The sequence below is a fragment of the Corynebacterium mendelii genome, from assembly GCF_017307055.1.
In the GTDB taxonomy this organism is placed as follows: Bacteria; Actinomycetota; Actinomycetes; order Mycobacteriales; family Mycobacteriaceae; genus Corynebacterium; species Corynebacterium mendelii.
This window is the reverse complement of record NZ_JAFLEQ010000001.1, coordinates 11,907-26,556: the sequence shown is the minus strand read 5'-3', so window position 1 is coordinate 26,556 and position 14,650 is coordinate 11,907. Positions and strand designations below refer to the sequence as shown.

At 63.5% G+C, this 14,650-nt stretch carries 13 protein-coding genes and 1 other RNA gene; 10 read left to right on the top strand and 4 right to left on the bottom strand.

Going from position 1 to position 14,650, the window contains the following annotated elements:
• From JZY06_RS00105 to cbiB, 4 genes are all read left to right on the top strand, one after another.
• The coding region (locus JZY06_RS00105; protein ID WP_207117454.1) for a class I SAM-dependent DNA methyltransferase at window positions 1–1,869 on the top strand (1,869 nt) is incomplete at its 5' end.
• A 326-nt stretch (window positions 1,870–2,195) separates the two neighbouring features.
• A complete protein-coding gene (locus JZY06_RS00100; protein WP_207117453.1) occupies window positions 2,196–2,837 on the top strand; it encodes a hypothetical protein in 642 nt (213 codons plus the stop codon).
• Window positions 2,838–2,963: 126 nt separating this feature from the next.
• Window positions 2,964–4,361 (top strand): acyl-CoA thioester hydrolase/BAAT C-terminal domain-containing protein, encoded by a 1,398-nt coding sequence (locus tag JZY06_RS00095; RefSeq protein ID WP_207117452.1) that lies wholly within the window; start codon window positions 2,964–2,966, stop codon window positions 4,359–4,361.
• A 90-nt stretch (window positions 4,362–4,451) separates the two neighbouring features.
• A complete protein-coding gene (cbiB, locus tag JZY06_RS00090) occupies window positions 4,452–5,393 on the top strand; it encodes an adenosylcobinamide-phosphate synthase CbiB (protein WP_207117458.1) in 942 nt (313 codons plus the stop codon).
• On the opposite strand, the gene JZY06_RS00085 is transcribed toward cbiB, so the two are convergent.
• Genes JZY06_RS00085 through JZY06_RS00075 form a run of 3 tightly spaced genes read right to left on the bottom strand, consistent with a single transcriptional unit; the run spans window position 5,390 to window position 7,589 of the window.
• Entirely contained in the window at window positions 5,390–6,409 is a 1,020-nt protein-coding gene (locus tag JZY06_RS00085; protein WP_207117451.1) for an SURF1 family cytochrome oxidase biogenesis protein, read from the bottom strand. The genes cbiB and JZY06_RS00085 overlap by 4 nt on opposite strands.
• A gap of 51 nt (window positions 6,410–6,460) precedes the next feature.
• Window positions 6,461–6,958 (bottom strand): low molecular weight protein-tyrosine-phosphatase, encoded by a 498-nt coding sequence (locus JZY06_RS00080; RefSeq protein WP_330616979.1) that lies wholly within the window; start codon window positions 6,956–6,958, stop codon window positions 6,461–6,463.
• Window positions 6,945–7,589 carry an HAD-IA family hydrolase gene (locus JZY06_RS00075; protein ID WP_377769107.1) on the bottom strand — a complete coding sequence of 215 codons (645 nt, stop codon included), beginning with the start codon at window positions 7,587–7,589 and terminating at the stop codon, window positions 6,945–6,947. Before JZY06_RS00075 ends, JZY06_RS00080 begins: the two co-directional genes overlap by 14 nt.
• A gap of 108 nt (window positions 7,590–7,697) precedes the next feature.
• On the opposite strand from JZY06_RS00075, the gene cobC reads away from it, so the two are divergent.
• The 6 genes from cobC (at window position 7,698) to JZY06_RS00045 (ending at window position 14,424) form a co-directional block, all read left to right on the top strand.
• Window positions 7,698–8,798: an Rv2231c family pyridoxal phosphate-dependent protein CobC gene (cobC, locus tag JZY06_RS00070; RefSeq protein ID WP_330616978.1), complete on the top strand. Its 1,101-nt coding sequence runs from the start codon at window positions 7,698–7,700 to the stop codon at window positions 8,796–8,798.
• A gap of 155 nt (window positions 8,799–8,953) precedes the next feature.
• The gene (locus tag JZY06_RS00065; RefSeq protein ID WP_330616977.1) at window positions 8,954–10,087 is read left to right on the top strand and encodes a Nif3-like dinuclear metal center hexameric protein; all 1,134 of its coding nucleotides are present in this window, start codon (window positions 8,954–8,956) and stop codon (window positions 10,085–10,087) included.
• 240 nt (window positions 10,088–10,327) lie between these two features.
• On the top strand, window positions 10,328–11,056 hold the full coding sequence (locus JZY06_RS12505; protein WP_207117448.1) for a C4-type zinc ribbon domain-containing protein: 729 nt from the start codon (window positions 10,328–10,330) through the stop codon (window positions 11,054–11,056).
• Window positions 11,057–11,072: 16 nt separating this feature from the next.
• Window positions 11,073–12,443, top strand: coding sequence for a bifunctional RNase H/acid phosphatase (locus JZY06_RS00055; RefSeq protein WP_242516407.1), 1,371 nt, complete (start codon window positions 11,073–11,075; stop codon window positions 12,441–12,443).
• 78 nt (window positions 12,444–12,521) lie between these two features.
• Window positions 12,522–12,968: RNase P RNA component class A (gene rnpB, locus JZY06_RS00050), an RNA gene on the top strand.
• 34 nt (window positions 12,969–13,002) lie between these two features.
• Window positions 13,003–14,424: an RNB domain-containing ribonuclease gene (locus tag JZY06_RS00045; protein WP_207117446.1), complete on the top strand. Its 1,422-nt coding sequence runs from the start codon at window positions 13,003–13,005 to the stop codon at window positions 14,422–14,424.
• A 45-nt stretch (window positions 14,425–14,469) separates the two neighbouring features.
• Here the strand turns inward: JZY06_RS00045 and JZY06_RS00040 are convergent.
• On the bottom strand, window positions 14,470–14,650 hold a 181-nt coding region (locus JZY06_RS00040; protein ID WP_207117445.1), incomplete at its 5' end, for a hypothetical protein.

Genomic DNA, 14,650 nt, shown 5'->3' with positions numbered 1-14,650 from the left:
AGTCCGGCTATTTTCGGCTCTCTCTTCCAGTTGGTGAAGTCGAAAGAAGCACGGCGAAGCGACGGCGAGCACTACACCAGCGAAACCAACATTTTGAAGGTTCTAGAGCCGTTGTTCCTTGACCAGCTGCGGGATGAAGCGAGCCGTCTAGTCACCAACAAGTCCACGACGATTAAGCAGTTGCGTGCCTTCCGTGACTCGCTGGCGGACATGATCTTCCTTGACCCCGCGTGTGGCTGTGGAAACTTCCTTGTGGTCGCCTACCGGGAGCTACGCAAGATTGAGACGGAGATTATCGCGGCGATCTACGAGCGGGAGGGGCTGACCACGGGTGCCCTTGACGTGACGCTCGACCAGCGGTTGTCTATCGGCCAGTTCTACGGCTTCGAGATTAACTGGTGGCCCGCGCGTATCGCTGAGACGGCTATGTTCTTGGTCGATCATCAGGCAAACCAGCATCTTGCGGCCCGGATTGGTCTTGCCCCGGAGCGCCTGCCCATCAAGGTCACCGCCCACATTTATCACTGCAACGCCTTACGGAAACCGTGGGAAACTACTATCCCACGTGCTGTAGGCAGCACTTATATCTTTGGTAATCCGCCGTTTCTCGGGCACGATCCCCGAACTGATGAACAGTCGCAAGAGCTTCGAGATGCCTGGCGCATGAAAAATATCTCTCGGCTCGATTATGTGACTGCGTGGTACGCAAAGTCGCTTGATTTCTTCAAAGACCGGGCCGGTTCATTTGCCTTTGTTTCTACTAACTCCATTACTCAAGGGGATCAAGTACAGCGGCTTTTCAAAGCTATATTTGCAGCTGGTTGGAAGATAAAATTTGCGCACCGCACTTTTGAGTGGGATTCAGATGCACCTGATAAAGCAGCTGTTCACGTAGTTATTGTTGGTTTCACCCGTGAGGAAACCTTCAAGCCCCAGCTGTGGAGATACGAGACAGTGAAAAGTGATCCCACACCGCTAAAAGTGGCGACAGGGATAAACGGCTACCTGATTGATGCGCCCAATGTGATAGTTACGACCCGATCTAAGTCTCTTAACCCGATCATTCCTAAAGCGTCCTTCGGAAGTGTGCCGAGAGATAACGGAAGTCTCGTCGTTACGGGAAAGGACATTGAGGCGTTCAGAGCTGATCCTGTCGCTGCTAAATACATCCGGTCTTATCTCGGTGCTAGGGAGCTTTTACACAAGAAAGAACGCTGGTGTCTGTGGCTTGTTGACCTCGATCCCGAAGATCTACGTAGATCAGCAATTCTGAAGGAACGTGTGGAAGGGTGTCGTAAATTTCGAGAGAGTAGTCCTTCTGAACAAGCTAATGAAGCCGCTTCCACTCCCCATTTGTTCTGGTGGAGGGCGCAACCAGAGACGAACTATGTATTCATACCTAGCTCAGTCAGTGAGCGAAGAAAGTACTTCGTTGCTGTGCACCTTTCTCCGGATGTGATTGCAAGTAATGCGGCTTACACCGCTGTTGACCCAGATGGATTGCTGTTTGGGTTGTTGTCATCGTCCATGTTCATCACATGGCAGAAAGCTGTAGGGGGGCGGCTTAAATCTGATCTCCGTTTTTCATCAGTCTCTTGGCATACGTTCCCTGTCCCGGAGCTGACCGACGCTCAGCGCCAAGAGATTATTGCGGGCGGTAAGGCGGTGCTTGAGGCCCGCGCGCTTCATCCCGAGCGGTCGCTGGCTGACCAGTATGAACCTCTGGCAATGGATCCTGATCTGTTGAGGGCGCACGCCAGGTTGGATCGGGTGGTGGATAAAGCAATGGGGGCTTCACGCAAGCTCACCACCGAGGAACAGCGGCTGGAGGTTCTCTTCAAAAACTACGCCGACCTGACAAGAGACTAGCCACCTTGAAGCGAAGTGCCACCGCATATGTAGCGGTGGTGCTTTTATTTTTTTACTGGGTGGGAGGCTGTCCGAAAATGAGTTCCTCGCGGTGTTGCCTTTCTGCCGATATCTGTGGCACGCAATGGTTGAAAAAGATTGTTGTGATGCGTCGTTTGGCCCATTGAAAATGAGACTACCGAAAACCAGGGGTCTATAATATTGTTGTTCTTGTAAGCCTCCCACCGGTAAAGGAGCGCCACCGGTAAAGGAATCCGGAGCAATGGAATGCATCCAACAGGTGGGACTGACAGCCGACATGAAGATCGGCGGAAAGAGCGTTTTCCATGCAAACCACAGAATCTATGACCTACGGACTCGCCTTTGCGGGATACAGCCTCGAGTCGGTCCAGGAAATCCTGGGCATCAGTGACGGGCGGGCGAAAAAGCTCCGGGACCAAAATCTGCTGCGGCCGACTCCCGACAGCGGGAAAGGCAAGCGGGAACGCTTCGTTGGCTGGGATGTGGAATATCTGGCGGCTGCCCGCCAACGGGCACTGCCTGTCACTCAACCCACGCTGGTGTGCGCGATGGGTGTGGAACACATTGCCTACCAAGTCCCGTCGATGTTCTTTGACCGCAACGACGTGGCACACGGTGCACGTGTTCTCGACAGTGTCGCCGAAGAACTTCCCGCTGAAATAAACCAGCTTGTGGCGGACCGTACTTATCGGGTCACCGGTCACTGGAAAGTCTCGGATGAGGACGCAAAGCGGCTGGTGGAAGAAAACGGCATTGCCGTTGCCTCCTACACGGGCTTCATTCTCGACGGGGGAAGGGTGATTGCGGAAGTTCCTCGTCACCGCTGGCAGGGAGGCGGGCGCTGCTTCATCGTTGAGCCGTTCACCGGCCGTGAGCGCACCACGTACTGCCACACCTACCGGACCCCCAAAGTTGGTCCCGTGGTGGAAGTTGTTTACCCGGAGTAGTGGGTTTTGCTGTTAATCTGAGCTGAATTTCATCCCCGGGACGTGTGCTGGAAGCCGTTTTTCAGCTTGCACCTCGGGGATTTTCAGCACTCTTTTTGGCAGTGATGCTGCTGTGTGACAGGGGATATGAAGCGGCCTACCATCGGCTGCATGTTCATTGACGTCAGCCCCGTGACGAGTATCCACCAGCCACTGCCGATTGTTATCTCCGAAGTTGACCCCGGTGCCAGGGTGGAGATTTCTTTCGAGGCGGTGGATGCCCACGGTGAGAGCTTTACTGCGGTAGAGGGTTTCACTGCGTCGACTGAGGGGGTTGTTTCCACCGATGTGACGTTGCCTGAAAGTGCGCATTGGACACCGGCTGACAGTTTGGGGCCGCTGTGGACCATGTCACCGGGAAAGGGGCATAACCGGCCGTTTGCGTTTTCCGCATCATCGCCGATGCTGATTCAGCTGAAGGTGCGCACCCCCGGTGAAGGTCAGGCCACCAAGGTGCAGCGGGTGGTGGCCCGCGGCATCGTCGAGGTGCCTGTCAGCACCCGGTACACCGATCCCAAAGCCGATGATTATGCCAGGATCAAAGGCTCTGCCGACATCTTCAGTTCCTCGCATCCGGTTGACGAGATTGTGGATACCGGCTCTTTCGCCGCGCGGGCCTACGCCGACGATGCCGACGGACTATTGCCGGCTGTGGTGGTTTTCGATGACTTCACCGGTGGGTGCCCGTCAGCTGCCGCGGCAGCTTTGGCTGATCTGGGTTTTTTGGCGGTGGCCGTCGATGTGCTGTCTGCATCCGGGGGCCGGACCCCGGTGGATGGTCATGCGCTGGAGGTACTTCTGGAAGCCGTGGCATCCCACGGCAAAGTCGATGATTCGGTGCACCTGGGGTTGGTGGGGCGCGGGCGTGGCGCCGAGTTGGCGTTGATGCTTGCCGCAGCCAGGCCTGATCTGGTTGGTCCTGTGGTGGCCCACAGTCCTTCCGATGTGGTCACCGCATCGCCGCGGGACGGCGGGGAGGTTACTTTTACCGGCATTGATGGTGCCAGTGATCATCTGGATCCGAAAAAGGCGGGAAAGAAACTGTCGTGGTCGACGTTCACCAAGGCCGCATTGACCGGTAAGCCATGGTATTTGAAGCCCTGGTATGAGGCGGTGCGGGAGGCGCATCCGGACGAGGCGGTTGTCAAGGCTTCGATCCCGGTGGATAGATGCCGCGGGCCGCTGCTTGTGACCGCACCGACCGATGACCGGGTGTGGGATTCAGTTGGTATGGCCCGGCATCTTCAGCAGCGTGCTAGTAAAGCAGATGTGGAGACCTACGTCTGCGAGTATCCCGGTGCCGGCCACGGGGTGGGTTTTCCCTTCACGTTTGCCGGTGCGCCGGTCACCCCGGTGGTGGTCGGCTACGGCCACACCGTCGAGCTCGGGGGAGACCGGATAGCCACCGGCAGGGCGGCGCGGGAATCGACAGAACAGGTGGTGAGTTTCCTTTCGTCTGCTTTCGGTATCGGCGACTACGCTTGAGCAAAAGACTTCATTCATTCTGGCCGACACAACGGCAGGTGGGGGATAGTTGTGGCAGGCTTGGATGATTTTCGCCGGGAGATACTGTTGATGCGCCAAAGTTTTCTGGCCCGCGCCGCAGCCATTGCCGCAGGGGTTGCCGCTGACGCGGTCATCGGGGATCCGCAGCGCCACCATCCGGTGGCATGGTTCGGTACCTGGGCGCTGTGGCTGGAAAAAAAGCTCTACCGGCCGTCGAAGCGGGCCGGTGTCGTTTATGTGGCGGTGGCAACGGGGGTTCCCGTGGCAGCAGCAGTGGCGGTGTCCAGGCGTTTTCCCGCCGTGTCGTTGGCGGTGTGTCTGTGGGCGTCGCTGGGTGGATCGACACTGGCCGGGGTGGGGGAAAAAATGCACCGGGATCTATCTTCCGGCGATCTGGAGGCGGCCAGGGCCTGGGTGCCGTGGCTGTGCTCCCGGGATCCGGACGCCTTGGACGGGCCGGGAATGGCCCGGGCGTGCGTGGAATCGTTGGCGGAAAACACCTGTGACGCGGCGATCTGTCCGCTGGTGTATTCGGTTTTCGGGGCACCGGCGGTGGTGTTTCACCGCTGTGTCAACACTCTTGATGCGATGGTGGGCTACCGCACCGAGAGGTACTCCGACTTCGGGTGGGCGGCGGCCAGACTCGATGACGTGCTGGCGTGGATTCCCGCCAGAATCACCGCGGTGGTGCACACGATCGTTGCCGTATGCCGGGGAAGGGGAGCAGAAGCTGTGCGTGCCTGGAGTCAAGATGCGCCGGCCCATCCGTCACCGAATGCGGGGCCGGTGGAAGCCACTGCTGCGGCAGCCCTGGGGGTATCGCTCGGCGGTAAGACCGTCTACGGGTGGGGTGTGGACAACCGGCCTGTTATGGGCCACGGGCAGTCGTGTACCCCGCAGACAATTGTGGATGCGGTGACGCTGGCCCGGATCACCCGGACGGTGGTGGCGGCCGGTGCCGTGGCCGCATGCTGCGCGCGCACCGGCGGGAAGCGGCAGCGGGTTATTTAAAACCGCTCCCCGTCGTCGTTGGGGATCCAGGCGCGGGGCTGTTTTTTCCTTTTCACATTCCCGTAGCGGGCGCGGCGGCGTGGAGCCGTTGCCTGTTGTCTGTCAGCTGGTGCAGCAGACTCCGCGGTGCTGCCGGTGTCGTCGTTTCTGTTGACCGGCCGGTTATCTGCGGGGGTGGGGGAGTGGCCATCTCCGGGATTCGGCGGTGCACCGGTGGTGGTGTGAGCTGCCAGCTGCTCGCGTTCCTGTTTTTCCCGGCGGCGTTCCCGCATCTCGGAGCGGATCGCCCAGATCAAACCGATGGGGGCCAGCACACCGAAGGCGATCCACTGGATGCCGTAGGAGAGGTAGGGGCCTGATTCCAGCCGCGGCAGCGGAATGGCGTTGACGGTGCCGGGTTGTTTGTCGGCCAGCTGAATGTAGTCGCGGCCCAGTGCTGTTCCCACCGCCTCGCCGATCTGGGTGGGGTTGATCACCAGGGTTTGTTTCGCCCCCTGCAGGGTTTGCACCCCTTTGTCGGACGGTCCGTCGGCCTTGCGGGCGAACCCCTCGATGGTGGTCTCCCCGGTGGGTGCATCAGGGATATCCGGCAGGGATCCCTGGTTGTCCTCGGCTGCAACGAAACCCCGGTTGACCAGAATGACCGGGCCGTCGACGGTGTCGAAAGCGGTCAGTGCCTGCAGGCTGGGGGCCTCGGCGACCAGCCGCAGCCGCAGCAGCACCTGGTCTTGTGGAAGATAGTGGCCGCGGACAATCACCCGGGTCCACTCCTGGTCCTCGGGGACGGTGCCGGTGCGGTCGAACACATCGGAAAACGGCACCGGATCGACCTGGACCGCCTGTTTGATGCGGTCGTTGCGGGCGGTACGCACCTCGTTTTTACCCAGCTGCCAGGGGGCGAGCACCGTGAAAGCGACATAGCTGAAGCCGATGATCAGCAGTGCGGTGATCATCCATCCGGGGGTGAGGAAATCCCGGATGCCGCGGGAGCTGTTGTTGTCCGTGTTCGCTGTCACCACCACCACTCTAGTGCCGTCGGCTGCGGGTTTACCCGGCGGGTTTGCCGTCTACCGCTGGGAGACATCCGCGGTCCAGGTTTTCGCCCACTCGATCAGCCCCGGCATGGCGGCCTCCAGCTGGTTGAGCACCCGGGTGAAACCCTCCCGCCCGCCGTAGTAGGGGTCATCGACGCTGGCGCCCGCCGGTGCGGTGGGGTCGAAGCTGCGCAGAAGCCGGATTCTTTCGGCCGGGACGCCGAGTTTTTTCAGCTGCCGGACATGCCCGTCATCGAGGGCCACCACCAGCTCGGCCGACCGGTCCCGGTCACCGAACTGGGCGGCCCGGTGTTTGGAACCGTCGTAGCCGGCGCCGGCCAGTTCGGCCACCGCCCGCCTGTCGGCGCCCTGGCCGACATGCCAGCCGCCGATACCGCAGCTGGTGACCATCACTTCGTCGGACAGGCCGGCTTCTTCCAGTTTGTCGCGGTAGATGATCTCCGCCATCGGTGAGCGGCAGATGTTGCCGGTGCACACAAACACCACATGGATCGATTTAGCTGAAGTCACAGATGATGTCCTCGAGTTCTTGTCTGGTGCGCGCCACCCAGCGGGCCTGCGCGTATTCCTCTTCATTGCCGTATCCCCAGCCCACAGCGACAGTGGGGATGCCGAACTGGTTGGCCCCGTCGATATCGTGGGAGCGGTCACCGATCATCAGGGTATCGGCCGGGTCGAAACGATCCCCCAGCTGCTCGATGCAGTAGGCGATGACCTGTGCTTTGGTGCGGCGGGCGCCGTTTTCCTCCGCGGCGGCGAACACATCGAAAAATTCGAACATGTCGAAGCGGTCCAGCGACAGCCGCGCGAAGTGCTCCCCTTTGCTGGTGGCGGTGCACAACGTGTGCCCGGAGGCTTTCAGCTTTTCCAGAAGCTCCCGCATACCGGGGAAAGGGGTGGCGTTGTGGACCCCGGTGTCGCCGTAGAAACGCAGATAGGTCTCCAGGGTGCGGGTGACTGTGGCCTTGTCCATGCCCAGGCGGGTGAGGGTCTGTTCCATCGGCGGGCCGGCGATACCGGCGACGAAGTCCTCCTCCGGGGTGGGCCACCCGGCGGCGGCGACGGCTTTGAGGAAGCTGTCGCGGATACCGGGAAAGGAATCGATGAGGGTTCCGTCAAGGTCGATCAGTAAAGTTGCCACGCGCCTACCCTGCCACAGGTTGTCGTCCATGACCACCGGTAGGCCGGAGACCGCCCGCCCGGGCCCGCCGCCGTGAGCAGTGGGCACACCAATTTAGACTGCTTGTCCGTGGAGATCACCTCACCCCGCTACCACGGCGATGTCGCCGCCGAGCATGCCCGGCTCGATTTCGCCGTCAATATCCACGGCCCCACCCCGCAGTGGCTGCGTGACCATCTGTCCAGCCGGCTCGACAGCTGTCTGGCGGCCTACCCCACTGCCGCCGCGGAACGCCGCGCGGTGCGTGCCGTGGCTGACATGCACGGTATTGATGGGGCTTCGGTGTGTCTGGTGGCCGGCGCCTCGGAGGCGTTTTCCCTTCTCGCCGGGATGGGGTGTGCCGCCGCCGATCTGGTGCACCCGTCGTTTACCGAACCGGATGTGGTGTTAACGGCCACAGGCTGTGACATCCGGCGGATTGTGCTGGGTGGGGACTTCGGGCTGGATGATGTGGTGGCAGTCGACGGGCGCCCGGCCGCCGGGGGCGTGATCGACCATGTGCGCCCCGGCTCGGTGGTGGTGGTGGGAAACCCCACCAACCCGACGGCGGTTGTCCACCGCGGCGACGATGTTGCCGCCCTGGTGGGGGACAACCGCACAGTGGTGGTCGATGAAGCGTTCATGGATGTCTGCGGGGACAGGCAGTCGCTGGTGGCCCGGGCGGCCACCACCCCGGGGCTGGTGGTGGTGCGGTCGCTGACGAAAACCTGGGCGCTGGCCGGTCTCCGGGTGGGATATGTGGTGGCCGAACCCGGGTTTATCGCCCGCCTGACCACCACCAGGCGGCACTGGCCGCTGGCCAGCCTGCAGCTGGCGGCGATCACCGCCGTGGCCGACAATGCCGCCACCTATCTTCCCGCCATACAACACACCCTGGCCACCCGGCGGGCCGCGATGGTTCGGGCACTTGCCGCAGCGGGTTTCACCGTCAGCGGGCCGGAGCGCCCGGCGCCTTTTGTTCTGGTGCGCCCACCCGGGGACGCCGACATGCTGTACCGTCTGCTTGCCGCGGACGGTATCGCGGTGCGCAGCTGCGCCAGCTTTCCCGGCCTGGACGGCTCCTTCTGGCGGCTGGCGGTCAGGGACGCGGCCAGTGTCGCCGAGCTTGTTGACGCGGTGCAACGCGCCGGTGAGACGATCGGCCGGGGTGCGCCCGGCCGCGGCCGGTAGGCCTGCCGAGAGGGAAAAGCATACGATAGAACCCGGGTGGCACCCGATCGGCCCCCGGGCCGGGTGCGGCTCCGGGGATCTGTCCCGGGGCGGGTGCCCAACCCGCAGAAGACCATGTTTTTTTCAAGTGCCGGAAATTTTTTAAGGATCCCGCTGTGACAGCAACCGTCGACGATATCCGCCGCATCGTGGAGAAAGCCTACCCGCCGCACCTGGCGGAAAGCTGGGACAAAGTCGGGTTGATCTGCGGGGATCCGTCAGCTCCGGTCACCCATGTGGCCTGCGCCCTCGACTGCACCGACGCGGTGGCTGACGCGGCGATCGCCGCCGGGGCGCAGATGCTGGTGGTGCACCATCCGCTGCTGCTCAAAGGGGTCACCAGTGTTGCCGCCGACACCCCGAAAGGGCGGGTGCTGCACACACTGATCACCAATGGGGTGGCGCTTTTTGCCGCCCACACCAACGCCGATGCCGCCCGCCCCGGGGTCAATGATGTGCTGGCGGAACTGATCGGCGTCACCCCCGGCAAACCGATTTCCCCCACCCCGTCACAGCCGCTGGACAAATGGGGTATCGCGGTGCCCGCCGGGGCGGTGGAGCAAGTCAAACAGGCCGTGTTCGCCGCCGGTGCCGGGGCCATCGGCAACTATTCGCAGTGCAGTTTCGAAATCACCGGGAAAGGCCAGTTCCTTCCCGGGCCGGAGTCCCATCCGGCGGAAGGCAGGGTCGGCAAGCTGGAAACAGTCACCGAAACCCGCCTGGAATTCATTGCCCCCACTGCGGTGCGGTCACGGATTGCCGAGGCGATGCGCACAGCCCACCCCTATGAGGAAGTCGCCCACGATGTGGTGCCCCTGCCGGTGACCGTGCCGGAAGACCAGCAGACCGGGATCGGCCGGGTGGGCACACTCGTCCAGCCGATGCGGTTTGCCGACTTCGTCCAGCAGGTCGCCGACCGGCTGCCGGAAACCGAATGGGGGGTGCGCGCCGCCGGGGATCCGGACACCATGATCGAGACAGTTGCCGTGTCTTCCGGATCCGGGGACAGTTTCCTCGACACCGTCCGCCGCCTGGGGGTGGACGCCTACGTCACCAGTGATCTCAGGCACCATCCCGTCGATGAGTATCTGCGCGCCGGGGGACCGTGTGTGGTTGATACCGCCCACTGGGCCAGCGAATCCCCCTGGTGCCGGCAGGTCGCCGGGATCGTGGCCGACGCCGCCGGGGTGAGAACCACAGTTGTTGACGTGCGCACCGACCCGTGGACAATCAGCGCCCACAAGTCGTAGACGGCCGGCGGTGTGGAAGAATTCAGCTCATCGGACCCGGCACGCGCGGGTGCGGCTTTCCCCGGAAAAAATGGAGGGCGGCCACGGCGTGACGGGGGCGACCGGCCCGGTGTGCACGTTGCCCCCTGTGAACCCGTCACCGGTTGCGGTGGTGGATAAACAGCACGCAACCGCCTTTCCCCACCGCCTGCCGCCTACCGCCTTTTTTTAAAAGACCCTGACCGAAAGAGATGATTCCCGGTGAAACTCGACCATGACCGCCAGCGCATCCTCATCGATATCGCCACCGCCTGGAGCGCCCTGCAGCGGGTGGACGACCCGGAAGACACCGACGAATACCGGGCGTTGGCCGACCTTCGCGCACAGCGCGACCAGCGCCGCCGGCAGGGGGCGGTCACCAGCCTGGACCACGGCGACAGTGTGCGCACCATCACCCGGCTGACAACCGACCGTGCCCGGCTGGTGCGGCGTATCCGCGACAACGACAAAACACTTGCCGCGTCGGTGGATCCGGCAGTGAGGCGGGAAGCCGCACACGATAAGAAAGCCGCCGAAAAACGGTTGTCCGCCCTCGACCGGGAGCTGAAAGCGGAGGAAAACAAACTGGCCCGCACCACCGGACCGACCCCCGGGGAGACCACACAGTTCGCCGACAGCTACCGGGCGGCCGAAAAGGACTACCGCAGGCGCGCCGCTGAGCTAGCGGCCGACAAAGCAGAACTGACCGAACGTCTGCAGGCTCTGCTCGACCAACTGGATCCGGCCGATGCCAAAGAACTGCGGGCACAGACCAGGGCCACCGGGGTGTGTGCGGTGGTCTTTTCCGGCCGCAGCTGCCCCGGCTGCCAGATGGTGCTGTCCCCGGCAGAGGTGAAAACCATTGAACAAACCGACAAAGACGAGGTGGCCCGCTGCCCGCAGTGCGGAACGTTCCTGGTGCTCGGCGGCGATCATGAGCGGAAAGCCTGAGGCAGAAAACCACACCATGAAAGTCATTATCGAAGCTGACGGCGGTTCGCGGGGCAATCCCGGCACGGCCGGGTGCGGCACCGTGGTCTATGACGGCGAGCACACCACGGTGCTTGCCCGTATCGCCGAATATTTGGGGCGGCACACCAACAATGTGGCCGAATACCACGGCCTGATCAACGGGCTGTCCGCCGCCCGCGCCCTGGGCGCGGGCGAGGTGGCGGTTTTCCTCGACTCGAAACTGGTTGTCGAACAGATGACCGGCCGCTGGAAAATCAAACACGCCGACATGCGCGCCCTGGCCGCCGAAGCGAAAAAGATCGCCGAAAACTTTGACCACGTCAGCTACCAGTGGATTGAACGGGCGAAAAACTCCGCCGCCGACGCCCTGGCGAACAAAGCCATGGACGCCGCCCGCGATTTGGGCCACCGGCCCGCCATCCTGGTGCTGGACGAAGAGGATGCCGGCCCCGAATTCGACACCGTCTACCGCGCCCTGGTGGGGTCTGCCGGAAAAACACAGTCATCCCCGGGCCGCAGCCGTACCAAGACCAGCGACTCCCCGGCACCGTCCAAACCAGAACCCGACGATGAGCTGATCGGTTTGTTCGATATTCCCGGCCGGGCCGGAACCAGCCGGGCGGACAGCCCCGCCCCGGCCGCCGGGCGGACAAAGACAACGGCCACCGCTGCCTGTCCCGCCCCCGGGGCCACCGGGGATAACAGCGGCACCACCGGGGAGGCCGACACCAGCCCGACACGGCTTGTGGTGCTGCGCCACGGGGAAACGGAGATGAGCATTGCCCGCTGCTACAGCGGCGGAAGTTCCGATCCGGAGCTGACCGAAACAGGGCGTCGCCAGGCCCGCTGCGCGGCCGGGTGGCTGTTGTCCCTGGCAGGAAGCGACCATCCGGCGGGGACAATCGATGCGATTGTCACCTCCCCGCTGGTGCGCTGCACCGCCACCGCCCAACTCATCGGCCGGGTACTGGACTGCCCGGTCACCACCGTCGACGGGCTGACTGAACTCGATTTCGGCGACTGGGACGGGCACACGTTTGCCCAGGCCCACCGGATGAACCCGCAGCTGCACCGGAAATTCCTCACCGACACCTCGGTGTGCTGCCCGAACGGCGAGTCAGTCGACCAGGCCCACCGGCGGGTCACCGAGGCCATCGATCAACTGCTCGACACCCACCGGGGACGCACCGTGCTGGTGGTCACCCACGTCAGCCCCATCAAGTCGATTGTCCGCCGGGTTCTTGGCGCCGGCCCGGAGGCCAACACCGCCATCCACCTTGACCTGTCATCGGTGTCGATCGTCGAATTCTATGCCGACGGGCCCACCAGCCTCAGGTTGCTCAACTCCACCGAACACCTGCACTGACCACCACTGTGGCGGCTGTCGTGCGCCGCGGGTTTTCCTTTCCCCGCCACCCGGCGGGTAGAGTGAAATCCGCGCGGACGAGTCGGCCGGGTGGACGCGGGCAACGCAACCGGAAAGCATGTGTTTTTCCAGGGCGGTGCCCGAGGAAAGTCCGGACTCCGAACAGCACGGTGATTGCTAACGGCAACCCAGGGTGACCTGAGGGACAAGTGCCACAGAAAACAGACCGCCACAGGGTTTTACCTGCGGTAAGGGTGAAAAGGTGCGGTAAGAGCGCACCAGCGCGCCGGGTGACCGGCGCGGCTGGGTAAACCCCACCGGGAGCAAGGTAAAAGCGTGCACCACCGGTGTGCGTGCGCACATGTTCGGGCTGCTTGTTCTTCGGGAGACTTCTCATGTCTCCCGGCATGTGCGGGTTTGCTGCTTGAGGCCCCCGGCAACGGGTGGTCCAGATGGATGTTCACCACCACGGTGTCCGGTAACGGATCCGTGGGACAGAATCCGGCTTACAGGCCGTCTCGTTTCCGCGCTTTTTTCACTTCTGCGGCATCATGGGGTCATGAAACTGTATGCCGCACCCCTGGATTTTTCGCCCATCGCCCGTGAGATGGGGATCGACCGCGGTATTCCCGATCAGGTGGCCGCCGAAGCGGCCGCCGCCGTCGACCGGTATGCCGCCGACCGGGTGTCGATGACAGACATCGATTTTGTCACCATCGACCCGGCGGGGTCGATGGATTTGGATCAGGCGGTTGATCTGTCCGCCCGGCCCGGCGGCGGTTTCCGGGTCCGCTACGCGATCGCCGATGTGGCGGCTTTTGTCGCCCCGGGTGGTGCGCTGGAACAATTCTCCATCGCCCGCGGCCGGACCCTGTATTTTCCCGACTATCCGGCCCGGCTGCACCCGGCGGTTCTCAGCGAGGGGGAGGCCAGCCTGCTGCCGCGGCAGCTCCGACCGGCGGTGGTGTGGACCATCGATCTCGACGACCGCGCCGAAGTGGTCGATGTCCAGGTTGTCCGGGCCACGGTGATGTCCCGGGCGCGCTACGACTACACCCAGATCGAAAAAATGATCACCACCGGCACCCTGCCGGAACCGGTGGAGCTGTTGCCGGAAATCGGGCGCCTGCGGGCGGCAACCAGTGAGCGCGCGGGTGCGTTGAGCCTGGATCTTCCCGATCAGCGGGTGGTGCGCAACGCCGACGGCACCTTCGGGCTGGTGATCGAACCACGGCTGGCCTCCATGGCGTGCAACGCCGAAATATCTCTTCTCACCGGGCAGGTCGCCGGGCGCATGATGGCTGCCGCGGGGACCGGGATTTTACGCACCCTGCCGCCGGCGCAGGACACAGACCTCGACGAGTTCATCGCCTTCGCCAAGCTGATGGGATTTACCCCTGAAACGCAGGCGGATGACCCGGCGGGGTTGGGCAGGTTTCTCCGGTCGCTGGGCACCGGGGCGCGCGATATGGCGGTGATGCGGCAGGCCCGCACCCTGCTGCGGGGCGCGGGCTACACACATCTGAGCGCCGACAATCCGGCCACCCCGGATGACATCCACGCCGGTGTCGGCGGCTACTACGCCCATGTCACCGCCCCGCTGCGGCGGCTGGTCGACCGGTTCGCCACCGAATGCTGTCTGGCGATCGCCGGCAACAGGCCGGTGCCGGAGTGGGTGGAGTCGAAGCTGGATACGGTGGCACAGGCCATGGACAGCACTGCCGCTGTCGCGGGGCGGGTGGAACGGGCCTGCCTCAATCTTGCCGAGGCCACGGTTCTGGCCCCCTGGGTGGGGCACAATTTCACCGCCGCTGTACTGGCGGTGGACACCACCCGTGGCAGCGCCGATGTGTTTGTCGACAGCCCGCCGGTGTCGGCGACCTGCCACGGCACCCCGCCGGCCGGATCGTGGGCCACAGTCACCTTGACCACAGCCGACACCGCCACCCGCCGCACCGAATTCGCCTGGCCCGCCGACTAGGGGGAAACACCTGTGCGGCGGCCGGCCCGGCGGGATGGCCGGGTGTCAGGTTGGTGTGCCGGTGGCCGTGGCGCGCTGCCCGCAGCCGATGGCGCAGATATCGGCGCTGTCGGCCATCGCGGCGATGAACCGGTCACAGTCTTTGTCGGCGACCCATGCCAGTACCGCCTCGCTTGTGCCCCAGGCGGCGCTGCGGGCGGCCAGGGCGCCGGCCTGGCGGGCGGCC

Excerpts from the sequence above, each read along its gene's own strand:
- JZY06_RS00100 (WP_207117453.1), top strand. The coding sequence starts at position 2,196 with ATGCAAACCACAGAATCTATGACCTACGGACTCGCCTTTGCGGGATAC.
- JZY06_RS00095 (WP_207117452.1), top strand. The coding sequence starts at position 2,964 with ATGAAGCGGCCTACCATCGGCTGCATGTTCATTGACGTCAGCCCCGTG.
- JZY06_RS00055 (WP_242516407.1), top strand. The coding sequence starts at position 11,073 with ATGAAAGTCATTATCGAAGCTGACGGCGGTTCGCGGGGCAATCCCGGC.
- JZY06_RS00045 (WP_207117446.1), top strand. The coding sequence starts at position 13,003 with ATGAAACTGTATGCCGCACCCCTGGATTTTTCGCCCATCGCCCGTGAG.
- cbiB (WP_207117458.1), top strand. The coding sequence starts at position 4,452 with ATGCGCCAAAGTTTTCTGGCCCGCGCCGCAGCCATTGCCGCAGGGGTT.